Source organism: Photobacterium kishitanii (genome assembly GCF_000613045.3).
Taxonomy (GTDB): Bacteria; Pseudomonadota; Gammaproteobacteria; order Enterobacterales; family Vibrionaceae; genus Photobacterium; species Photobacterium kishitanii.
This window is the reverse complement of sequence record NZ_LN794352.1, coordinates 1,953,969-1,976,958: the sequence shown is the minus strand read 5'-3', so window position 1 is coordinate 1,976,958 and position 22,990 is coordinate 1,953,969. Positions and strand designations below refer to the sequence as shown.

General features: G+C 35.8%; 19 protein-coding genes. 2 read left to right on the top strand and 17 right to left on the bottom strand.

What is annotated here, in order from left to right:
* Window positions 1-10: 10 nt before the first annotated feature.
* The 15 genes from PPBDW_RS09335 to PPBDW_RS09265 all read right to left on the bottom strand — a co-directional run bounded on the left by PPBDW_RS09335 (window position 11) and on the right by PPBDW_RS09265 (window position 18,062).
* Entirely contained in the window at window positions 11-670 is a 660-nt protein-coding gene (locus tag PPBDW_RS09335) for a sugar transferase (protein WP_036795044.1), read from the bottom strand.
* A gap of 13 nt (window positions 671-683) precedes the next feature.
* Window positions 684-1,868, bottom strand: coding sequence for a glycosyltransferase family 2 protein (locus PPBDW_RS09330; RefSeq protein ID WP_036795041.1), 1,185 nt, complete (start codon window positions 1,866-1,868; stop codon window positions 684-686).
* A complete protein-coding gene (locus PPBDW_RS09325; RefSeq protein WP_036795039.1) occupies window positions 1,865-2,953 on the bottom strand; it encodes a glycosyltransferase in 1,089 nt (362 codons plus the stop codon). Before PPBDW_RS09325 ends, PPBDW_RS09330 begins: the two co-directional genes overlap by 4 nt.
* 160 nt (window positions 2,954-3,113) lie before the next feature.
* A complete protein-coding gene (locus PPBDW_RS09320; RefSeq protein WP_036796414.1) occupies window positions 3,114-4,556 on the bottom strand; it encodes a GumC family protein in 1,443 nt (480 codons plus the stop codon).
* Complete coding sequence (locus PPBDW_RS09315) at window positions 4,553-5,704, bottom strand: glycosyltransferase family protein (RefSeq protein ID WP_036795036.1); 1,152 nt, start codon at window positions 5,702-5,704, stop codon at window positions 4,553-4,555. Before PPBDW_RS09315 ends, PPBDW_RS09320 begins: the two co-directional genes overlap by 4 nt.
* A complete protein-coding gene (locus tag PPBDW_RS09310; protein WP_341534684.1) occupies window positions 5,701-6,450 on the bottom strand; it encodes an acyltransferase in 750 nt (249 codons plus the stop codon). Before PPBDW_RS09310 ends, PPBDW_RS09315 begins: the two co-directional genes overlap by 4 nt.
* Before the next feature lie 127 nt (window positions 6,451-6,577).
* A complete protein-coding gene (locus PPBDW_RS09305) occupies window positions 6,578-7,963 on the bottom strand; it encodes an O-antigen ligase family protein (RefSeq protein WP_036795031.1) in 1,386 nt (461 codons plus the stop codon).
* 2 nt (window positions 7,964-7,965) lie between these two features.
* Window positions 7,966-9,411 carry a lipopolysaccharide biosynthesis protein gene (locus PPBDW_RS09300; RefSeq protein WP_036795029.1) on the bottom strand — a complete coding sequence of 482 codons (1,446 nt, stop codon included), beginning with the start codon at window positions 9,409-9,411 and terminating at the stop codon, window positions 7,966-7,968.
* Between the two features lie 308 nt (window positions 9,412-9,719).
* Complete coding sequence (locus tag PPBDW_RS09295; RefSeq protein ID WP_036795027.1) at window positions 9,720-10,742, bottom strand: glycosyltransferase family 4 protein; 1,023 nt, start codon at window positions 10,740-10,742, stop codon at window positions 9,720-9,722.
* The gene (locus PPBDW_RS09290; protein WP_036795026.1) at window positions 10,726-12,201 is read right to left on the bottom strand and encodes a sigma-54-dependent transcriptional regulator; all 1,476 of its coding nucleotides are present in this window, start codon (window positions 12,199-12,201) and stop codon (window positions 10,726-10,728) included. Before PPBDW_RS09290 ends, PPBDW_RS09295 begins: the two co-directional genes overlap by 17 nt.
* A gap of 317 nt (window positions 12,202-12,518) precedes the next feature.
* Window positions 12,519-14,045 (bottom strand): response regulator, encoded by a 1,527-nt coding sequence (locus tag PPBDW_RS09285; protein WP_036795024.1) that lies wholly within the window; start codon window positions 14,043-14,045, stop codon window positions 12,519-12,521.
* Between the two features lie 2 nt (window positions 14,046-14,047).
* Window positions 14,048-14,755, bottom strand: a complete 708-nt coding sequence (locus PPBDW_RS09280; RefSeq protein WP_036795023.1) for a CpsD/CapB family tyrosine-protein kinase — start codon at window positions 14,753-14,755, stop codon at window positions 14,048-14,050.
* Complete coding sequence (locus tag PPBDW_RS09275) at window positions 14,755-16,869, bottom strand: SLBB domain-containing protein (RefSeq protein WP_036795022.1); 2,115 nt, start codon at window positions 16,867-16,869, stop codon at window positions 14,755-14,757. The genes PPBDW_RS09280 and PPBDW_RS09275 overlap by 1 nt, the downstream gene beginning before the upstream one ends.
* A 5-nt stretch (window positions 16,870-16,874) precedes the next feature.
* A complete protein-coding gene (locus tag PPBDW_RS09270; protein ID WP_107186529.1) occupies window positions 16,875-17,714 on the bottom strand; it encodes an OmpA family protein in 840 nt (279 codons plus the stop codon).
* A gap of 30 nt (window positions 17,715-17,744) precedes the next feature.
* The gene (locus PPBDW_RS09265; RefSeq protein ID WP_036795021.1) at window positions 17,745-18,062 is read right to left on the bottom strand and encodes an STAS domain-containing protein; all 318 of its coding nucleotides are present in this window, start codon (window positions 18,060-18,062) and stop codon (window positions 17,745-17,747) included.
* Window positions 18,063-18,544: 482 nt separating this feature from the next.
* On the opposite strand from PPBDW_RS09265, the gene PPBDW_RS09260 reads away from it, so the two are divergent.
* Both PPBDW_RS09260 and lpxL read left to right on the top strand, forming a co-directional pair.
* Complete coding sequence (locus PPBDW_RS09260; protein WP_036795017.1) at window positions 18,545-19,471, top strand: LpxL/LpxP family Kdo(2)-lipid IV(A) lauroyl/palmitoleoyl acyltransferase; 927 nt, start codon at window positions 18,545-18,547, stop codon at window positions 19,469-19,471.
* A gap of 267 nt (window positions 19,472-19,738) precedes the next feature.
* On the top strand, window positions 19,739-20,671 hold the full coding sequence (gene lpxL / locus PPBDW_RS09255) for an LpxL/LpxP family Kdo(2)-lipid IV(A) lauroyl/palmitoleoyl acyltransferase (RefSeq protein WP_036795015.1): 933 nt from the start codon (window positions 19,739-19,741) through the stop codon (window positions 20,669-20,671).
* A gap of 64 nt (window positions 20,672-20,735) precedes the next feature.
* Here lpxL and PPBDW_RS09250 read toward each other — a convergent pair whose 3' ends face one another.
* Entirely contained in the window at window positions 20,736-21,488 is a 753-nt protein-coding gene (locus PPBDW_RS09250) for a DUF481 domain-containing protein (protein ID WP_036795014.1), read from the bottom strand.
* A gap of 206 nt (window positions 21,489-21,694) precedes the next feature.
* Entirely contained in the window at window positions 21,695-22,987 is a 1,293-nt protein-coding gene (locus PPBDW_RS09245; RefSeq protein WP_036795012.1) for a serine/threonine transporter, read from the bottom strand.
* Between the last annotated feature and the right edge of the window lie 3 nt (window positions 22,988-22,990).

Genomic DNA, 22,990 nt, shown 5'->3' with positions numbered 1-22,990 from the left:
TTCTGTCTTGTTATTGACCTTGCTTGGAGAATATAACTTTAACTGTCATGACTAAAATATACAGGTCGGTTTTGATCCAATTTGAGAGAGAATTAAGTGATAACGCATAACTATGATCAAAACCAACTTTGGAACGTACATCATCAATGCAAGTATCATAACCTTGGCTTATTTGAGCTAAGCCAGTAATTCCAGGTAAGACACCATAAGTACGCTCACTAAAATAAGGAATTTCATTTTCTAATTTTTGATAAAAAGGGGGCCTTTCAGGGCGAGGACCCACTAAAGACATATCACCACGTAATACATTGAACAATTGTGGTAATTCATCAAGACGAGTTCGGCGTAAGAAGCGGCCAACATGAGTGACACGTTGATCTTCTTTAATGGCAAGTACTGCTCCCGTATCATCTTCAGCATCTTGTTCCATGCTTCTAAATTTTATCATTTCAAAAATATGAATTTTGCTAGGTGTTGCCTTACCCACGCGTAGTTGACGATAGAAGACATCACCTTTAGAGTCGAGCTTAATGGTTAAAGCAATAAGTGGAAAAAAGGGTAACACAATAATTAATATAATTACGGTGAGACATAGGTCAAAAACACGTTTAGCAATCATAGTCGGTCTATGAATCCGTTGATGTTTTATTTTGCGAGATGAACCTAGCATTGCCAATCTAATATTATTTATGCACACGATTCAATGGTCCTATTAGTCTACGGAAAATATAATTTATTCCACCAATAAAATTAGCGGCATGCCCAGCAATAAGATATGCCAATATTTGAAAAGATTTATGCGAAAAAATACGAGGGAGAATGATCCCTAATATGCCAAAACTGTAGCCTAAAGTTTGGCAAATAAAGGCAATTAAAAATAATGGATAAGTGATTAATAGCCCTGAGCCAATATAGGACATAATCATAAAATATGGCATGGTTATTCTTAAACCTTTACCTGAAAAAAAGGTAAAAGCGGTGCCTCTATATTTAGGATTAAATAAAGAGAACAAACGAATGAGTTGTTGTATATTTCCAGCAGAAATACGTAAACGTCGAGAAAAATCATCTTTTTTATCGACATAATCGAGTTCTACTGCACAAATGCTAGGATCATAAATAGCATGATAACCTTGCTCAACAATACTCATTGGCAGAATAAAATCATCGTTAATGGTTTCCTTATCTAAAGGAACAAAAAGAGACGTTCGAAATAGATAAAATGCGCCATGGGCACCTAAGCTATCACCAAATGTGGCCTCTTGTTGTTTAATTTTAGTTTGGTAATCCCAATATTTTCTTTCTCCAACAGAACTTGGGGTTAGTAGGCGATAGGTCGCATTTACAACTCCGACATAGCTTTTTTCAAAGTGCTTAGCAGCAATGAGTAACGCATCATAGGAGATTAACGCAGAGACATCACTTAACGCGATGATATCGCTATCGTATTGAGGAATAAATTGATTCAGAATAGCGACTTTGCCTTGATTTTTTTCAAGGGATAAAACTTCGATATGGGTATCAGAACAGAGAGCTTCTTGAATAGTATTGTTAGCTATTTCGACGGTATTATCAGCGCAACCATCACAAGCGATAATAACTTTTAGCTTATCTGTTGGGTAATCTAGATATGAAATATTACGTATTTTTTCTGCAATCCATTGTGATTCATTATAAGCCGGAATAATGATGGTTATTGTTGGTAAGGTACAGTCTTGGTTGTTTTTTGAAAATTTCCTTGGTGTTGGAGATATAGGTTTTTGTGGATGACGTTTAGCAAACCAACTTAAAAGCATTGGATAAAGTGCATGATGATAAATCACGGCAAATATGCTAAGGGATGTCATAATAAAGAGAAAGAGAATCATATATTTCCTCCAGAGAAGTAAAGTTGTTCATAAGCTTTTGTCATCGCTTGAGCATGATTATGTGTCAGAATAAATTCTCGGGCATCATAACTAATAGTATGGTGTGGCATTGATTTAATGGCAGTAGATAAGGTGATTGCAGTATTGTTTGGCACCAGAATACTATCAGCACTTAATGTCTCTTTTACACCACCAACATCATTTGCAATACAGGGTATACCGCAAGCTTGGGCTTCTAATATAGAGAGCGGAAAGCCTTCGTTATTTGAAGGTAAACAAAATAGATCAAGAGCCTGATAAAACGTTGGCATATCATCAATATGACCTAAAAAGTGTACTCGGTGAGTTAATTTATATTGTCGCACTAATTGCTGTAATGCGACGAGTGTTGAGCCTGATCCTGCGAATAATAAATGAAATGAAGCGGGTAATAATCGGAGGGCTTCAATAAGGTGCTGCTGTCCTTTAATGGTTTCAAAACGGGCGGCATTACCGATCATGGTCGCATGTTTAGGTAGTGAAATTTGAAGCTTATTTCGAGCTTGGTATTTATCTCCAATCGTAAATAGACTGGGATTAATACCATTCTTAATTGTATAAATAGGGTAGGTTTTAAATATATTTCGTATTTTACGACTAACAAAATCAGCGTCAGCTACCACTATTGGCGTGGATAATTGGAGGGAAATATATTGTATAACTCGATGTTTATAAGTGTTTAAGTGCCATGCATCATGTTCTGTATGAATGTGTTTTATGCGGTTGCAATTATATTGAATAGCACAGCTTGTATAGAGTAATGGTCCAATATGGTGTGAATGGACAATATCAGCTTGATAGTCTTTCAATACTGAATGCAACTTTTTTATGGTCGATAATGATATTCCTTGAGGCTTATCTAAGCCTATTATTTGGTGTTTAAATGGCACTAATTGTGTCCAGTTAGCCATTATTTGTTGTGTTGAGCCTTCCATGCTGCAGATAAAAACGCGATAACAAGGATCGCTAAATGCCAACATATTTAAGACCATTGTTTCAAGCCCGCCGGGGGATAAGTGCTGCACAACATGAATAATGGTTTTCATTACACACTCCTTATGATTCATATATTAGAATGCAGGGATTGTGCCAGTTAAAAGTTTTTTATATTCAGCAGGTTATTTTTAGTTTAGTGGGGTTGTCAAAATGAGAATGAATATAATAGTGATTTGATATAGTTCAAAAAGATTCGAAAAGTGGATGTTATTAATTTTTATTCGCTATTTCAGATTGCTTGGGAATACGACTGAGTATAGGGACTGAACTCAACATTGTAATTTGATCTTTTCTCCTAATGCTGGTGTCACAGACTTCGGTTAAAAAAGCTAATCCAGCACCTAAACCTATTCCACCAATAAAGCCTGCAATAGCAAAGAAGTAAGATGGGAAATTGGATGGACTCGTAGGTGTATAAGGGCGATCAATAATTTTAATTCGTTTTTCTTGTTCAAATACTCCTAATGATCGGGTTAATTTTGCCATTTCAAAACGATTGACGAGGTCGTTATATAATTGACGTTTTAATACTAGATCGCGTTGTAATTGCGCTAATTGTTTTTCATTTTGACTAAAACTTGCGACTTTCTTTTCTATTTCAGTAATGATGACTTCCAATACGCGAGTTTCTTCTTCTAATGCGTCAACTTTAGCGGTTGCTTCTTGAAGCTCTTCTAGTTGAGATAATAAAATAGGGGGAGATTGCGCTATATTTTTACCTGGATTACTACTGGCGATATCCCACAATTGTTCTGTACTGAGTCCCGCTGGTTTTTGTGATAATAATCGTGTTCGCTCTTTTTGTAAGCGAGTTAAATTGCGTAAGCGTCCCTGTATTTGGCTATGTTTAGGCGTATATTTAGCTTGTAATAAGGTGAGTTCTGCTCGAATTTTAATGATTTGTTCTTCTAATTTACCTATGACTGGATTGGTTTTTGATAGCTGTAAATCAATAGAACCGAGTCGTTTTTTTGCGCCAGCAAGCTCAGCTTGGCGTTCATATAAACGCTGTTTGAGTTTAGCTAAACGATCTAAGCTGGATAGCTGCATTTCTGGATGCGTTGTATTTTCTCTGTTTTTAAAATCGACTAATTCCTCTTCTGCGATATCAAGCTCTTTACGCCTAAACTTAATATGTTCGGCCAAGAATTGACTAGAATCTTTCATTGAAGAGCGTTCAGGGGCAAGTAACTGATCAGTGAAATAGCGACTGATTGTTTCTAATGTTGTTTTCATTCTATCTGGATTATTTGATCGATAATCAATTCGAATTAAATCTTTACCAGCCATTCTGACGGTAAGACTTTTGGATAACTGAGCAATAGCTTTATCAATTTCTTGTGGTGACATTGATTTATGTGTATAGCCTCTTTCCTCAGCGACAAGACCTAATATATGACGGCTATGAAGCAGGGTTTGCAGCGCACTAAGGCGTTCTTTTAGCATGGTTGAAACGGCAAGATCTTCTAAAAATGGATTCATTTTTGCTGTTTCTTGAATAAGCATGCTGGTATGGGACTCATAATGCTTAGGTGATAATTTAGCAATAACAAGCCCAATAAAAGGCATAATAAATATCGGAATCACAATCATATATCGCCGTCGCCATGCGGCAGTTAAGATAATATAAAAACGCTGGCTTAGTGAAATCATAACGCTTTTAGCCATTGTTCAAGTTGATGTGCTTGTGCTCGCCATGTTTGTTGTTTACTTAACGCAATTTGTCGTAAACGTTTACTCTCTGCATCAGTATTTACATTGTTATTGTTATCCCAGTACGCTTTTATGAGGTTAAGATTTGTATTGAACTCGATAGAATTACGCGCAAGGTAAACAACCGATTTATAAGGTAGAACTGCAGGAAATGGTGTGCTAATAACCGGTGTGCCAGTAGATAAATATTCTAATAATTTTAATGGATTACATGCTCTTATTTGAGAGTTGTCGACAAATGGCAATAAACTTACTTGCCAATGTTGGCTGTATTGCGGTAATTGGTAGTGTGGCTTTTCACCTAATAAATAGAGGTTATCATGCTCAAGAAAAGGCGAGTAACCTAATGTGTTTTTTCCAATGAACACGAAATTCCAATCTGGATTATCGGTAATAATATTATTTAATAAATTGTAATCGAGCCAGTGTGATAAGCTGCCGTAAAATCCTGCAGTAGGGCGATTATTATTGGGTAAGTCAGAAGCTCGCGATACTGGATTATTAAATAGATTAAAATCAACGCCATGCGGTAAGTAATGCACTTTGTGTTGCGGAAATTTATTATATAATTTCATGCTTGCGGCTAGAACGAGATCAGCTTTGGCGATGAGTTTTTTTTCATGTTCACGGACAGTCGCATGATTGACACCGGCTAAAGCTTCAAAATCATCGCCACAGTAATAGACAACGCCATACTCGCCTAATAAGCCACAAAGATCAGCGACAGTTGGCAGTGATGTCCATAATAATGGTTGATATAATTGTGCTTGGTTTAAAATAGGAATTAATTGCTTACAAATGAGCTTCTTTGCTATCCAGCGGGCAAATTTACTTTTAGGTGCTGGAATTGTTTTTAGAGTTATGGTTTGAAAAGGCGAGGTTTGTGCAAGATGTGCAGATTGTATTTTTGATTGAGTAAGTTTGTCGAAAATACGTTTTATATCGTGCAAGGTAAATTGCGGCTGACGTAAACCAATAGAATTTACCCAAATAATTTTTCGAGTGAGCGCGAGATGCTTAATAAGATGTTGCGTGCTTGAGGGTAATCCGCCCCAATCTTCAGCAAAAACGATGAGATCATGCTTCATGATGTATCCTTACCTTGGGAGTGAAGAACATCATTTTTCAATGTTTTTATAGCTTTAGCTGGATTGCCTGCAATCAAGGTATTAGGAGGAAAACTTTTAGTTACCACACTCCCTGTTGCAATAATTGACCTTGCTCCGATTGTTACATTGCCAATAATGCTGACTCGTGTGCCTACCCATACATCATTTTCTAAGGTGATATTACCGATTTGCTGTGGTAAATCAGGTAAACCTTGTGCCCGTAAATGAGGGTTTATTGGATGACCTGGGTAGCCACATAAAAATCCTTGGCCAGCAATACGTACATTATCACCAATATTAATTTTGTTACCGACAACAACTGTTGTTTGCCAACCGATATCGACGTTATTACCAACGGAGAGGGTCGGATAGATAGAATCAGAGCGACCTATAAAGGTAGTTTTTCCAGAAATTCTGCAATCATTCCCAATCGTCATAATGAGTGGGCCATTAAAAAATGGTAAGCCGTTATAGAGTAAAGTACGTTTACCGTAGCTGTGTAAACGGCCTTTAAAAGCAGGAAGGTAATAAAAAAAGTGGCTAAAATAATGCCACAGAGTAATGATAGTCTGATGTAGACAGTAAAGACAAAGATTAAACCATTGCGGTGAAGGCAGTTCGAATACACGAATAAACGAGACTAGTCGGAACAATGCCATAGGGAATGGATGTTTACTATTTTTAATCCATTTCTCACATCGAGCAAAAGATAATAAATACATCATCGCTATGCCTTATTTTATGCACTATCTTAGTACTTACATAGTCTGTGCCAATAATTTCTTTAATTTTATCAATTCGTTAGCAATTAAGTGGTCATGTTTCTTAAATTGAGAATAATAATGAGAAAAATTATGGTTCGAGTTTGTCTAATACCCGTTTTGATATATTATTTATTGCAATAATTAATGCAGCTAAGATATAAATTGGCCAGGTAAAACCTTGTGTTAGAAATGTTCCAGATACAATCGTACCGATAAGTCCTGCGTAGACTCCCTGCGCACTGACATAAATAACAGGATCCACTTGATTTTTATATTGTTGTAGCTTTTGTAAAGTAAGTTTAATATTTTTAATTAGAATAATAATTAAGCTAACGAAAATACCTAGTCCTATAAAGCCTGTTTCTGCTAAAACCGAAAGCCAAGTGCTATGAACCGCATGATTCATGCCGTCCCAATATGATGTGAAAAAAAAGAAGTTAGGGTAAAAGTTGCTGAGACCAACACCTGATAACGGGTTAGCAATTGCCATCCTGAAAGCCGCTTGCCATGCGTATAAACGACCCATTGATGATTCATCAATTCCAACTTCTGCGCTACCACCAGAGGTTCTATCTGCTATACCTGCAATTGTGAAGAGTATTATGCCTGTAATAGCAGCACTGCTAATCAGTAGTATTTTTGATTTTACGCGCTGCAACCCGTAAATGCCAAAGACAGCAATAATACCAAGTAGACCCCCGCGACTTTGAGTAAAGATTACGGCACAGAATAAAATAATCGTTACGATTAATCCAAATAAACGATATGGCCAAGATATTTGATGAGTTAGTAATAGTGCTATTGAAAATGAGATAGGGAACATTAGTACCAATGCTAAGTCGTTAGGATCACCTAGCATGGATCCGAGATCACGACCTATAGTAGTCCGGGTGCCCTCTACAAGCCCAATCCCTTTAATTCTATTATAAATTGCAGTTATGGCGACGATCAGTCCAGATATAATAATTGCTTTTAACGTTAATGCTAGTTGCTGAGGACGTTGAATTAGAATGGCAACAGCAAAAGTCATAACAATTATTTTTGAATAAATATCTAGAAAAGATTCTAATGCGAGACGACGGTCTATTGCAAAAAAAATACCGCTAATAATAATCATGGTAAATGCGGTAATTAATGTAAATTCACGACACCAGAAAAGCTGGATTCTACGATGAATAAAAATCTGCCATATAAAAGCTGTGAGTGAGATTATAGATAAATATTTTGGTATTTTAAAATCATATAAAAATGGAAAAACTTCATGTATTCGAAAGAATGAAAAGATAACAAATAGTAGTACGATTAAAAAAGGATTATTGAGGCTGTAATAAACGCCAATAGGTATTATTCCTATCGTTATAATTATCAGAGGATGAGGTATAAAATACCATATAACACCTACAATGATAGAAATAAAAAATGTGATTAGCCAATATGATTTTGATGATTTAGGCTGTGTGTCATTGGAGAACATCATTATCTCTTTTGAGTAATTTGTGTTGATTTACCCGTTATGGGGAAGATAATTAGCTGATTCCAAAACGCAAAAATTAATAAAGTAGATATTGATAAAAAAGCATTAGATAAATGTAATAATATGGTGCTTTGATATTGGCTTAATCCTATAGCTACGGCACTTATAACAAATAAACCGGCAATTTTTTTTATGGCATATGGAAAAGCAAAACAACGTTGAGATAGCCAGTAAGTGCTAAGTGTCCTGATACTTTGGGCTACGATTAAGGCAATGAGCACCCCATTAATTTTATAATAGGGTGTAAGTAGTATTATCATGGTTACTCCTATTATTGTCGAAAAGATATTAATCACTAATAATTTTTTTGTTTCTTGCTTAACTAATGCCCCTAAATTAATGAGTTCATTAAGTTCTTTGATAGCAAAAATAACAGCTAAAATATAAACCATCTCTTTGGCTGGTTGGTAGCTTGGTGGCATAAACCAATCTATAAAAAAAGGTGAAAAATAACATACCAAAACAGTTAAAACACATAATAAGACAATACTTATATGGGTAATTTCTGTTGTTGTATTCGCTCCGTTTTTAGATAAATACTCAAATCGTTTAGGCATCCACCACATACCAAATGGTTGCATTAGTAAAACAAGTATTAATGCAAATTTAAAGGCAATGGCATAAAGTGCAACGTCGTTAAATGAAACATAAATAATTAAGAACCAACGTTCGAGACCATTAAGTCCGAAAAATATGACACCACTGAACATTAAAGGTAAGCAATAGACTAAATATATTCGTGTAATGCGAAGATTAAAGTGATACTTAATATAAGTGGCTTTATTCATTTTATATTGAATATAGATAACTGCGACAGTTTGGATCATCGCACTAATAAAGCCTGTTAAAATTACTTCAGTAACGCCATATCCATAGTGAAGTACAATCATGACTAACAGTGCTTGAAGAAGTGCTCTTCCGGTTGTTAAGTAAAAAAATACCCATGCTTTTTCTTTCATTCGTAATGCTGCGAGTACAACCATAACAACAGCTTCAAATGCTAATGGTATTAACAGAAGTTCAAGTTCAAGAGTTGAACTTTGTAAGACGCTAATTTGACTTAATAAAGGACATAATATCCAAATTATAGGCAGAGAAATGGCGGCAATAATAAGACTGAGAATAAAAATATCTGCAGTAATCTTATTTTTTTTATTTTCATTTGCTATTCCTGAAAATCGATATAACGCTTCATGTAATGACAGCCCAAAAATAATACTGATAATAATAGCAATAGTCGAAAGAACTTCTAAACGGCCTAATTCTGATTGAGAAAGGTGAGTCGCGATATACGGCAACATTATAAGAGAGACACCTTTCATTAGTACAATACTCGTACCATAAAGAATGATATTTTTGATAGGTGTTGATAATGACCATATCTGCATCTGTACTTATGCTCGTACAGATATTGATAGGTATTTGTTAACTATGATCAGGTTTAATATTTTATTACGAATGGACTTAGATCGACCGATATAGAAAACTGGGATAAAAACAAAGACATAATGACTGTTACCCATAATCTTTCCTTATTTATCTAAAACACTTATATCAAATTATTAAGGTATGAAGATAAAATGAAGCAAAAGGAGTGCCAAGTTATTGTGGTGTTAATTTATTGAAAATAAAGGATTTTAATCTTTTTTGACCATCCCCATATTGATAAATCTATATTCTTAAATTGAGAATACACTTAATGACTATAAGCGGTTAATAATTCAGGGATTACAGCGCGTGATGAATAAGATTGGACAATTGTATTTTGAGCCTTTTTTTGTATTTTATCTCGCTGTGATTTTTGTAACTGAGACCAATGAATCACTGTAGCTGCAAGGGATTGAGGCTCAATAATCCAACCATTAATATTGTGCTTAATAAGTTGATGAATATTACCGACAGCAGTAGTAATAACTGGGATCCCATGACCCATCGCTTCAAGGGCTACCATTGGTAAGCCTTCATATCGGGAGCAAATGACTAATAGTCCGATATGGGACCATATATTATCCATAGATTGCTGTTGCCCATGAAATTGTAAGTTTGAGGGGGCATGTTGACGTAAAGTGAAAGCTAAAGGACCATCCCCATAAATATGAAAAGTGAACTGTGGTAAATGTAGAGCGAGTCCTACAAATCGTTCTGGTGCTTTTTCGTGACTTAAGCGGCCAACAAAGGCAATCTGTTTACCTTGGGAAAGGGTAAGAGAATCAGTATTTATAAAATTATTAATAACGTCGGTTTTGAATGGAATCCGTTGTTTTATATCATCACTGACGGCGAAATTTGTGTGATTCAAACATGCACTCCATCGATCAACTGCATCATATAATTTCACTTTCCCTGTAGGTATTTCTCCGGCATGGAAGGTATTAATAAAACGAATATTGCGCTGGGTACAAAATAGGATGAGTCGTAATAATCGACAATAAATAGCGGCTTTGTAACCATGAGAATGAATAACGTTGGGACGATGTTGTAACGTGAGGCGTAGTAGTGATTGTATTGAACCAGATAGAAAATGATAGTCAATTTTGGCATGAGTAAGTAAATGGGTTAATGGGTGTATTTTATTATAACGACATAAAAAAATGACGCTAACATGTTGATGATGAAGAGTTAAACCTTTAGCGAGTTGTAAAATATGTGACTCAATGCCACCAATATCTTTACTGTCGACTACCAGCCAAATACGTAAAGATTTAATCTGACTCTTCATAGGTATCCCAAATTTGTTTTTTCCTATATAAAGTTGATGGGCTTAGTTCAAGTAATACTGCCGCATTTAGGACATTTCCTTCGCAATAATCAATTGCATTTTCAATAACTTCACGTTCAATATCGGCCATTGGACGAATGAGGTTAGTATTAATAGTTTTTTTATCATCATTTTCGGTATTTGATGTAGCGACGGTATGCAGTGGTGGATCTATGTTTGCTGGTGGCTTTATAGGGGTGACGTTATTTTGCTTTTCTTGTGACTTTTCAGGCGTTTTAGTAGAAGACGTTAATTTATTAAGTGGTTCAGGTAAATGTTCCATTAATACATGCGTATCATTGTGGAGCACAACAATATTACGAATGATATTTTGTAATTGACGGACATTACCAGGCCAAGAATAATGACAGAGTTTTAGTTCGACATTACGTTTTATAGCTCTAAATTTTTTATTATCTTCTTTCGCATATTTTTTCAAAAAGAAACGTGCAATATCAATAATATCAGTGTCTCGGTCTCGAAGTGGAGGCATTTTGATAGGGACAACGTTAACTCGGTAATACAAATCTTCACGAAATCGTTTTTCATTAAGTTCGAGAAGAGGATCGCGGTTAGTCGCGCAAATAATACGTAAATCGGTGCTTACTTCTTTACTGCCACCGAGAGGAGTGAAGCGGCCAGTTTGTAAGAAACGGAGCAATTTCTTTTGCATTTCGAGCTCCATTTCACACAATTCATCTAAAAAAAGAGTGCCACCATTTGCTAGCATTGCGGCACCTTTGCGATCAGTCGTTGCACCAGTAAAAGCCCCTTTTACATGGCCAAATATTTCACTTTCCATTAAATCGCGAGGAATTGCGCCGCAGTTAATGGCAACAAACGGTTTATTATAACGTTGGCTTTTATAATGAATAGCTTCAGCACAGACCTCTTTACCTGTGCCACTTTCACCTGAAATGAATACATTGGCATTGGTGGGGGCAACAGCATCAATAATTTTGTATACTGCTTGCATTGGTAGACTAGATCCAATAAAACCTTGATACTTTTTGTAGTTAAACGTGTTTTGAATGTCTTCAACTAACATTTCAAGCTTATTATTTTTAAGGTGATTTTTAATTGAGGTTTTAAGGCGATCGGCTTGAATCGGTTTTTCTAAAAAATCATTTGCACCATTTTGAATGAGTGTAACAGCGATATCTATGGTGCCATGAGCTGTTGCAATAATTACTGCTGTTGGTATTTTTTGATCTCTAATCCATTGTAGAATCTCTTTACCTGATATATCAGGGAGTTTGAGATCTAGAATGATTAACTGGGGTGGATTCTTTACAATAAAATTTTTAGCATCCTCACCTGTTGTTACATGAAAGAATTCGTAAGGTTCATTCTTCACATACTGTTTATAAAGAATCGCTAATGATGTTGAGTCTTCTACTAAAAGTACTTTTTGTAGCATAATAACATCCTGTTTATAGAGAAGTTTAACAACTAAATTTTATTGGTTTTAGTCTTTTCCTAAGTTTATAAATATGAGCTATTAGCGACTGATTTTTTGAATAAATACATATAAAAGTGATAGTTAATCAGTGATTAATTATCTTTATATAATAATCAATTCTAATCTTATCAGTAATTATAGTCGTATTTTTAAATGCTTGGTGAATAATAATAAGACGGGTTAATTCTATGATTAAGTAGTAGATATTAAGCCGAAAGGAAGGTATTAAATGAAGTAATAGTCTAAATGTCACAATTAATTACCATAAAATAGTGTCATTTTTTTTCAATTAGTAATAGTAATGCATCATCATTCGGAGGTGTACCTGCTAATGTATCAAAAACGTGCATTATTTTCTGAAGTGCGATATTAAGTGGAAGGTTTGCTGTTATAAGTAAATGTTTTTTTATTGATAGCTCAAGTGTTTCACGTTCTGTTATGGTGTTGCCAGACTCAAATAAGCCATCAGTTAATAGTACCAAGCGTTCATTTTTGTTTAGGATTAGAGATATATTTTGATATTCTGTGTGAGGTAGCAATCCGGGTAATGTACCTTCAGCTTTAATTGGATGTAGTCTCTTGTGATGAATGTGTATTGGGTAAGGATGACCAGCACTGCTTAATTTAATCGTATTAGAGTTAATAAAACTGAGGCAGCAGCCAGTTAACATTGTTTGTGATAGTAATTGATCTTTATATGCATTATCAGATAATTTCGTGAGTAATTGTGCTGGTTGGGTTAGATCTGTATTTTGCATTAGTCCGCGGATATAGCCAATATATGCGTAAGAGAAGAATTTAGCACTCTCATCATGTCCCATAACATCAGCAAGTAATAATTGTGTGATGCCGTTATGACTCGTCGATAGGATAAAATCCCCGCCACCTCGCCCTGTGTTGCGTTGTTGGAAAGCTAATCGCCAGTGATTTGAACTAAGGTCAACCTGTGGCAGCAGTGAGGCTGTGATTTTTTGATTAACTTGCTGCGAAAGGAAATGATAAACCTGATTAAAGCGTGTAAGTACGCGATGTATTGAATTGAGTAACTGCTTTTTTTTAATGGGTTTTTTTAAATAATCATCAATACCTAAATCGACAGCATCATGAAGTATGGTTTCATCTAGTGAATGAGATAAAAAGATAAAAGGCGTTGAAGATGTTTTGATTTTTTCCAATTCTTGTCGTAATTCAATTCCGCTCATTTCTGGCATTTGAATATCTGAAATAATTAAGTCGACTTTTTCATTTTTTAGAAAGGTTAAGGCTTGTTTACCGTTGGCTGCAATACTCACGTTAAATTGTGGTTTTAGATACGCACAGTAAAGCTGAACTTGAGATTTATTATCTTCAACTAATAAAATATGAGGCTTAATACGATGTGTATCGCGCTCCCAAAGGATAGTGAAAAGGTTATAGGCGGGTTGAGACTGATAAAACATTTCATCTGAAGTATTATTAATTATATTTATACCATAACCACAGCCTTTTAATATATCCGTCTTCGTTTTGGAATTTATTATTGAACGATGCATGGTCGGATCCCATGCTTCACCATGATCTTTAATAAGTAATAGCCATTTCTTTTTTGACTTTCTAAAGCTAACCGTAATATCACGACTTGGAGGCGTCGCATGAAGAATAAGATTAGTACACCACTCAGAACAACATAATAAGCAGTGTTGTTTTACATTTGTCTTAATATCAAGATGATCAAGAATTTTAGATAATGATTGACGTAATACTCGTACTGATTCAAGTTTTGTTGGCTGGATGCTTTCAAATAGGAGAATGGATTCTGCCATTACTACACCAAAATAGATAGAAATCGGTTATTTTTAATAAACTTAATAAGTTTGGTCGATATTTTGTCAGGTAAAAAAGTACAGCGTTTAATTTCACGACAAATTTCATTTTTAATATGTGGTTGAAATTGGTCATTAAATACCAGCCCAATTAGGTTTGCATTATGTGCTGCTAATTTATCTAGCGCATCTTTGATTTCATTTTGTCGTGTTTGACCAGATAGAATGATAAGAATAGTACCATCACAGCAACTTGCAACTGTATGTGCTGGAATATTATGTAGGGATGATTGAGACAGTGGTGAGGTATCTATGATAATTTTATCAAATTCTAATAACCATGTTGCGATTGTTTTTTTCAAGTTTTGAGGCTGACGTAATGTAATAATATGAGCTTTGTCTTTAATGATCGACGTACCTAATACCCCCACTTTATTATGAGGATCATAGGCTAAATAATCGTTTGTTTGATTGTTGGAGTATGGCTTTTTTATAAACTGCGTTAAAGGAATTAAACTTGGATTTTGAAAATTTAGATCGACTAATAGGGTACGATAACCAGCTAATAAATGACGTTCAGTAATCGCTTGCGCTAGTGAAGTAACGCCTTCTTTGGGATTGCTAGATGTAATGCATATTGAGTGATAGTTCTGTTGCTCGAGGAACAAAAAAATATCTTCAATTTCCATCTGGTATGACGGGATTTTCATTACAAAGAGCCAATCAAAGCCAGTGTTGCAAGTACTTGGAATATATCTTGGATACCAAGACGAACATTTGCCAGAATACTTTCATCTTTAGTTGGTACATAAACGGTGTCTCCAGCTCTTAATACAGGTAGCATTTTATAATCGCCTGTGCGGCTAAATTTGATAAGATCAAAGGTCCGTGCTTGCCCTTGATGACGCGAGTTATTAATAACACTGATTTTTTCAGGGTAAGCATTATCGGTTGTACCGCCAGCCTTAGCTAAGATATCTAATATGGTCATAGAATCATGAAATCGATAACGTCCTGGTTTATGAACTGCACCCAACATGCGAATAGTTGTTTCATTAGTTTCATCTATCCATATACGTTTTTTTTCTGGAATATAAATTGAGTCACCGGTTTTCACTATCGGGAGTAGTGATTCATCACCGGTTTCAAAATAAAGTGCTAGGTCTAATTTAGATACTTTTGAATATTTTTGGTTTCGGTGCGTGACGCGAATATTATGCAGGTCAGCATCGATTGTCGGTCCATCGGCAGCAGCAAGAATATCTAAAAAATGGAGATTATTAGTAAAGCGATAACGACCTCCAGAATTAACTTGTCCAAAGATATAAATAGAACTGTCTGATGTTTGACGTACCCATTGTGATTTATTATCTGTTGGATCGAGGGGTAAATCTCGAATTCTGATCGTTGCGCCAGCTCTAATGATAGGGAGAGAGGACTCAGGCCTTCCTTCTAACATAAAAGTATCAAGGTTAAATGTATAAACAAGGTTTTTTCCGTTAGCGTCTGGAGTCACAACTTCGATGTTGGCGGTATCTGCTCGTACCGTTGGTCCACCGACATGGGCTAATAAGTCGAGGAAGGACATTTCATCAGACCATTCTATTCGTCCAGGATCTTCTACTTCACCAAAGACACGTACAGCACGATGAGGTGCTATTTTTAACCATGATTTTTCATTCATATCTGTTTTTTCAGGAACAAAAATAGCATCGCCAGATTCAATTAATGGTGGTGCTTGATAATTAGTTCCTTCGGTATACCCAGAGAGGTCAAAATTAATGACTTCACCATGGGATTTTATGATTCGAATTTGACGAGATTCTGCAAATCGAGTGGGGCCTCCTGCATTGGCAAGAATGCCCATAAAAGTTGCTCCTTTTTTACCTTCGTATGCACCGGGACTAGCTACCTCACCCATGACATAGACGATATTGGCACCAAATTTAATCTCTTCTTGTTGTTTCGGAATAAAAATGGTTGAACCTGGATACAGCTTGGGTAGTAAAGTTTCGTCACCTGAGTCTAAGTATTTTTTCAGGTTAAAAGTACGTGGTTCATTATTAGAAATAACTCTGATTTGCTCAACAGTCGCATAACGAGTTACACCCCCTGCACGCATTAAAACATGCACGATAGTGGCATCCTCTTTATAAGAAAACGTACCAGGGTCGTGAACTTCACCAAAGACTTTGACAGCGTTTTTATCATCAGCAGCATCACCAGCTTGTGCTAATTTAGCGGTATCAAATTCTTGTTCAATATTACCAATCATTGCTGATGCTGGAATAAACAGGGTATCGAGAGACTGCAGGGTCGGTAATTTTGATAGATCACCAGAGTCTAAAAACGATTTATAATTAAATGTTGTTATTGTGTCACCACGACGCAGTTGCAAGCGATTGAGCTGTGCGCCTGGCCGTAATCCACCAGCAGCATAAAGTGCCAGTTGCACCGAGTCAGTGTCAGCAATAATATACTCGCCAGGCTGATTAACATAACCTTGAATATTAATAATCAGTTGTCGTTTACTAATAAAAACTCTTAAGTGATTAAGATCCTGCATCACGGTTTTTAAGCTCATAGTAATAATCGTGACCATTTGTTGTTCTGTTTTTCCGGCAACGGTTAAAGGGCCTATTTCAGGTAGGGTGACTTGACCTTGCTTATCCACTTGAAACGTTGTGTTGAGTGATTCTTCTCCGGGTAAAATAATAGTTATAATATCACCAACACGAACCGTATTTGCTGATTCAGCATAGGCAAATTGACCGATTAACAGAAGGTAATAACAAGAGAATATAATCAGCCTAAATAAACGCATTGTATTTACCTCCAAGAGAAGTCATCAAGCATGAGAGGTTGATTTATATGCATTAATTCAATAGTGACTCGACGATTACTCAAATGCTCGCGTGCTTGTGGTGTAGAAAAAGAAGGGGGTTGAGAGTCTATTGAGTCAATATGAATACGGTTAGGGTTAAGTCCAAAAATACTGAGATAGCGTTGTATTTGTTCGGCGCGTTGACGAGCAAGCTGGCTGGCAGGTATATCGGCTGAAAACGCATCGCTATGGCCTGTTATTAGTATTTTGTAATTATTGTTTTTTGCAAGTAATTGCGAGGCAACAGATAAATTAACAATGTATTTAGGATCAAGCTCTGATGAGTTAAAAATAAATTGATCAGCTTTATTGAGCAGATTATATATCTTTTTGGTGAAGACAATATTGTTTGTATCAGTGTCGCTGTCTATTGGGGGTTGGCAGATTTTTTGTTTTTTTGCATAGTTTGTTTGTTGCTCCAATCGTTGTAATAAATTTCGTTGAATAATAAGGCTGTTGGTGGCATCTATCTCTAATCCACCAACAAGCTCACTCGCTATTCTAGATTCATTTTGTTGAGCTTGGAGTACAGTTGCAGGAAAACACCATTGAGATTTATTCATGATTAATTCATCAAGATGACGGGCGACAAGTTCCCATTCAAATCGTAAACCATCTTCAGGGCCTAATGGTTGTAGATGCTCTAATATTGTCGATCGAGTGTTTAAATAATTATTAGTGCCTCCACCACGACCAGGTTCAGCAAAAGTAGTACAACCTGGCGTAAAAAATAAGCTAAGTATTAGAATTAACCCTAAGTTATGCTTCAGTTTTCTGAGTTCCATATCGTGATCATCTCCATTATACAATGAGTGCTATTCACGGCTTTCGTTTACAGGTATAGCATTCTCAATTCGTAGCAGTTTTAGTAATGATAGTGGTTGTCCATGAGCATTTTTTATCCGCATACTATGCTGTTTTTCCGTTAGTCTTTTATAGAGATAGACTAAAGCCCCAATCCCTGATGAATCTAAAAAAGCGACATTTTCCATATCTACGTCTATATGTGGATGTGGTTTGCTAATTACATCATCAATGGTTGATTGTATATTTTGACATCCAGCAGCATCCATATCACCATTGATAGATAACACGATCGTATCGTCATTTATCTCTAATTGACGTAATTCCATATTTGACACCTAATTAATTAATGTTGAGGTTGTTAACAATTTAGCAGTAATTGTGCCAATAATATTCTTATTATTTTTCAGTGCCTTGAGGGTTTTTGTCAGAGCGGTAAAACTAAAAAATGTAATTTCTTTATTTGCAATGCAGTCTGATAGTTAATCTATTCTGGCATAACAGCTGATTTATTTACTGTGGATTAAGTAATAACAGTGACGATATGTCGACAATAGTTAGCATAAAAATAGAGATGAATAGAAAGGGTTAATTGATATGTCATTAGTTAGGAATAATGTTAAATAAAAAATAATAACGTATTGTTATATATTGGTGTTTTTGATTTTTAGTCACTAAAGTATAGATTATTCTAAATTTGACAATAAAAAACGTAGTTTTGCTTTTTACTCGAGTGCGAAAGGACTATTATAACGCCTTCTAACTATCATGTTTTTTAGTAAATCATTAAAACCCAAGGCTATAATATCGTATGAGTTCTAAGCATATTCCTGTTTTTTCTTATTCATTGCTGCATCCTCGCTATTGGGGAACGTTAATGTTGATAGCATTAATGTATCTTCTTAGTTTATTGCCTTATCGTGTACAGTTTTTCTTAGGACAACGTATTGGCCGCTTAGCTATTAAGCTAATGAAAAACCGCCGTCATGTAATTTATCGTAATCTAGAACTATGTTTTCCATCAATGAGTGAAAACGAACGAGAAAATTTAGTTAAAGAAAATATTGATAATACAGGGTTAGCATTATTTGAAACGGGTATGGCATGGTTTTGGTCTGATGCACGAGTGTGTCGTCACGTCACGATTAAGGGCATGGAATATATTGAACAATTAGAGCGTGAAGGTAAAGGAGCATTAATGGTTGCTGTGCATTCAATGAATCTTGAGCTTGGTGCACGTGCTTTTGGTATTAAAAAGTCGGGCATGGGGGTTTATCGTCCCAATAACAATCCGTGTTTTGACTACTTTCAATATAAAGGTCGTTCACGTTCTAACCGCACCCTTATTGATCGAAAGGATGTTAAGGGTATGTTGCGCGCACTAAAGTCAGGCGAACGAGTATGGTATGCACCTGATCATGATTATGGTGTACGTCGTTCAGTATTTGCTCCTTTATTTGCGGTTGAGCAAGCATGTACAACAACGGGCACGAGCTTATTAGTTGATGCGACTCATTGCGCTGTAGTGCCATTTACCATGGTACGTGATAATGATTCTGGTCATTATACATTAACAGTATGTCAGCCTGTTGATGGCTTTCCTAATAAAGATCCAGAAGCCGCTGCTGTTTTTATTAATAAGATAGTTGAACAATCAATTATGGCCGCACCTAGTCAATATATGTGGCTTCATCGTCGTTTTAAAAATCGTCCAGAAGGACAGCCAAGCCTTTATTAATTAATGTTATATTATTAATACAATCAAGCTCACTTTTTAAGTGGGCTTTTTTATTGTGTTCTTATTAGTGATTAAATTTTGTTTATTAACGTAATAATAACTAACCTTAATCACCGCTGTATAATGACGATTGTCGCATGGTATTCACTTGCATTTAATAAACTATTTCACCTAATATAACAATAACATTAGTCAGATGAATGTTTCTAGGGCGTTGTTTATCGTCAACACTTTAAAGATATTAATAGAGGAACCCTGTATTTTGTTATGAGTAAATTTACTGAGCCAAGATTTATTAAATCATTATTACATCCTCGTTACTGGCCGGTACTAATGTTAATGGGAGTGATGTATCTGCTTAGTTGGCTACCATACTTCATCCAATTTCGATTAGGACAAGGTGTCGGTCGATTAGCGATGAAGGTTATGTCAAGTCGTCGTGAAACAATTAAGCAAAATATAGAACTGTGTTTTCCTTCTTTACCTGTAGATGAGCAGCAACAGTTAATTTCGCAAAATATGGATAATACTGGGTTAGCGTTGTTTGAAACAGCGATGGCGTGGTTTTGGCCTGATATTCGAGTAGAAAGACATGTTGAGGTTGAAGGACTAGAGTATGTTGAGCAAATACAGCAGCAAGGAAAAGGTATTTTATTAATAGCTGTGCATTCTTTGAATTTAGAGTTAGGTGCACGTGCTTTTGGTTTGAAAAAACCTGGCGTCGGTGTATATAGACCAAATAATAACCCCTGTTTTGATTATTTTCAGTTTAAAGGTCGTGTACGCTCAAATAAATACATGCTTGATCGTAAAAATGTTAAAGGTATGCTTAAGGGTTTAAAAGACGGAGAAATCCTATGGTACGCTCCCGATCAGGATTATGGTCGTGGCCGTAATTCAACCTTTGCACCATTATTTGCGGTAAAAGATGCTTGTACGACAACGGGAACCAGTTTATTGATTGACGCATCTGGTGCTGTTCCATTGCCTTTTGCGATGATCCGTAACAGTAATAGTGGCAAATATACGTTAAAGATATTTCCACCGTTAACTGATTTTCCACATAAGAAGCCTCATGATGCTGCTGTTTATATTAATAAAGCAATAGAGCATTCAATTATGGCGGCACCAAGCCAATATATGTGGTTACATCGGCGCTTTAAAACCCGTCCAGAGGGCGAACCAAATTTATATTATTAGTTAATAGTATTACTTTATTAGAAAAAAACCGAGTGTGATATCTCGGTTTTTTTATACGTGCTAATTAAAAATCATAGGTTAAGCTAACGGTGCTATAAATTTCGGAATGGCTTTTATCGGAAGCGACCTCTGTGTTATAGATATATTTAGAATCGAGTAATAATGAAACATTACCGATAAGTTTATTTTTAATATATCCATCAATAGAATAGTTAGTATTTGAAACACCGTAGTCAATACCACTATTAGCACCGACTGATAATGTGGGAGTAATGTGCTTTTCTGCATTTAGAAAGGCATTAGCAATGATATTGCGCTCAATTTGATTAGGGTGCTCAGGGTCATTTAGTTGGCGTTTGCTGTAACGGAAACCAGGACCACCACCGATCGTTAATTTGGTCGTCTTTGTATCATAAATTTTATAACCTAAACCTGTTGCAATAATATATTCATGACGATAGGTTTCAAATTGGTCATGATTATATTCATTACGTAAGTAAGTAAATTTATGTGCATTAATCATATAGCGGGTATCTAACGCAATGCTATATTTATTGACACCATCTTCTTCTTTTGTTGAATCAGTGTAATAAGAACTAAATTTAAGTTTGTTACTCCAATCTTCTGTGCTGTGCTTCAACGAGGCGGCAGAATTCATCGACATCGAAGTATTTGTCGTTTTAGAGTAAATAAAACCTAACTTTGCCGTGCCTTTAAAATCAGAAGAAGACTCTTCAATTGGTTGATTATCTATGTTTGTGGCGTAGGCGGCGTGGCAAAATAAAGTTGTAATGGGTACTAACAGTAATGCTTTCATTGTTTAGCCGTCGAATGTAATTTGAGGCACAATGTAAGCAATATAGCAGTATAAAATGTCATGGTTCTGTATGGTTGCTGTAAAGTGCTTGTGATGATGTTTAATGGGGTAGACGGCAGGTAACTAAAAATATTTATAACGATTTGGTTTAAATAAAAAAGGCTAGTGGTTAGTTAGCCTTTTTCTATAGTTTGTATAATTGTTATTTACTGTATTAATGAATAAAAAATAGCAGAGATAGACATTAAACCAATAATAGTTACGAATACATTACTGATAGCCCCTGAATACTTTTTCATAGCAGGTACTTTTTTTATTGCATACATTGGCATAATAAATAACAACATTGCAATAATTGGTCCGCCTAAGTTTTCAATCATGCCTAAAATACTTGGGTTGAGTGTTGCAACAGTCCAAGTGGTAATAAGCATAAATAAGGCAGTGAAACGATTAAGCGATTTGTCTGAAATAGTTTTATTCTTATCACGTGCGACTTTGTGAATGATGCCATTCAAACCTTCACTTGCGCCTAAATAGTGACCTAGGAAAGATTTTGTTATCGCGATAATTGCAACAATCGGTGCGGCATAAGCGATAACGGGTGTATCAAAATGGTTTGCAAGGTAAGTCAGAATAGAAGCGTTTTGTGCTTTAGCCTCTATAAGATCGGCTGGTGTTAAGCTTAATACACAGCTACATACAAAAAACATCACGGTAATAACCATCATAATATGAGCGCGTAATAAGATACGTGAGCCTTGACGCTCAGCATTAACGCCATATTCTTTTTCTTTAGCAACCGCGAATGAAGAGATAACGGGTGAGTGGTTAAAAGAAAAGACCATCACAGGTAGTATTAACCAGACAGCCATCATTACGGTATTAGTACTGCCACCTTGAGGAATGATGTCAGTGAAAATAGCACTGTTCCAATGAGGGACAAGGTATAACGCAAGCATCAGTAATACAGCAACAAAAGGGAAGACTAAAATGCTCATCGCTTTTACGATCAGTTGCTCACCTAAACGAACGATTGCCATTAATGCAATAATTAGGATTAATGCCAAAATTGCACGTGCTGGTGGCTCGATACCTAATTGAAATTTCATGAAGCTTTCAACGGTATTGGTTAAAGCCACGCTATAAACTAATAAAATCGGATAGATAGCAAAGAAATACAGTAGAGTAATAATTTTACCCATATTTTTACCAAAGTGTTCTTCAACCACATCAGTGATATCGGCACCAGGATTAGCACTAGATAATACAAAACGCATCATTGCTCGGTGAGCAAAAAATGTCATTGGTAATGCTAAAATCATCATGACGATGAGTGGGATTAAGCCGCCAACTCCAGCATTGATAGGTAAAAATAAAGTGCCAGCACCAACTGCTGTGCCATATAAACCGAGCATCCATACGGTATCACTTTTACTCCAGCCGAGCTTTTGAGTATTTTCGGTTGTTGTTGCAGCTGTTTTTTGTTGTGCGGTGCCCATTAT

Excerpts from the sequence above, each read along its gene's own strand:
- PPBDW_RS09330 (WP_036795041.1), bottom strand. The coding sequence starts at position 1,868 with ATGATTCTCTTTCTCTTTATTATGACATCCCTTAGCATATTTGCCGTG.
- PPBDW_RS09250 (WP_036795014.1), bottom strand. The coding sequence starts at position 21,488 with ATGAAAGCATTACTGTTAGTACCCATTACAACTTTATTTTGCCACGCC.
- PPBDW_RS09245 (WP_036795012.1), bottom strand. The coding sequence starts at position 22,987 with ATGGGCACCGCACAACAAAAAACAGCTGCAACAACAACCGAAAATACT.
- PPBDW_RS09270 (WP_107186529.1), bottom strand. The coding sequence starts at position 17,714 with ATGGAACTCAGAAAACTGAAGCATAACTTAGGGTTAATTCTAATACTT.
- PPBDW_RS09260 (WP_036795017.1), top strand. The coding sequence starts at position 18,545 with ATGAGTTCTAAGCATATTCCTGTTTTTTCTTATTCATTGCTGCATCCT.
- PPBDW_RS09320 (WP_036796414.1), bottom strand. The coding sequence starts at position 4,556 with ATGATTTCACTAAGCCAGCGTTTTTATATTATCTTAACTGCCGCATGG.
- PPBDW_RS09285 (WP_036795024.1), bottom strand. The coding sequence starts at position 14,045 with ATGGCAGAATCCATTCTCCTATTTGAAAGCATCCAGCCAACAAAACTT.
- PPBDW_RS09325 (WP_036795039.1), bottom strand. The coding sequence starts at position 2,953 with ATGAAAACCATTATTCATGTTGTGCAGCACTTATCCCCCGGCGGGCTT.
- PPBDW_RS09305 (WP_036795031.1), bottom strand. The coding sequence starts at position 7,963 with ATGTTCTCCAATGACACACAGCCTAAATCATCAAAATCATATTGGCTA.
- PPBDW_RS09265 (WP_036795021.1), bottom strand. The coding sequence starts at position 18,062 with ATGGAATTACGTCAATTAGAGATAAATGACGATACGATCGTGTTATCT.
- PPBDW_RS09315 (WP_036795036.1), bottom strand. The coding sequence starts at position 5,704 with ATGAAGCATGATCTCATCGTTTTTGCTGAAGATTGGGGCGGATTACCC.
- PPBDW_RS09300 (WP_036795029.1), bottom strand. The coding sequence starts at position 9,411 with ATGCAGATATGGTCATTATCAACACCTATCAAAAATATCATTCTTTAT.
- PPBDW_RS09275 (WP_036795022.1), bottom strand. The coding sequence starts at position 16,869 with ATGCGTTTATTTAGGCTGATTATATTCTCTTGTTATTACCTTCTGTTA.
- PPBDW_RS09310 (WP_341534684.1), bottom strand. The coding sequence starts at position 6,450 with ATGATGTATTTATTATCTTTTGCTCGATGTGAGAAATGGATTAAAAAT.
- lpxL (WP_036795015.1), top strand. The coding sequence starts at position 19,739 with ATGAGTAAATTTACTGAGCCAAGATTTATTAAATCATTATTACATCCT.
- PPBDW_RS09290 (WP_036795026.1), bottom strand. The coding sequence starts at position 12,201 with ATGCTACAAAAAGTACTTTTAGTAGAAGACTCAACATCATTAGCGATT.
- PPBDW_RS09335 (WP_036795044.1), bottom strand. The coding sequence starts at position 670 with ATGCTAGGTTCATCTCGCAAAATAAAACATCAACGGATTCATAGACCG.
- PPBDW_RS09295 (WP_036795027.1), bottom strand. The coding sequence starts at position 10,742 with ATGAAGAGTCAGATTAAATCTTTACGTATTTGGCTGGTAGTCGACAGT.
- PPBDW_RS09280 (WP_036795023.1), bottom strand. The coding sequence starts at position 14,755 with ATGAAAATCCCGTCATACCAGATGGAAATTGAAGATATTTTTTTGTTC.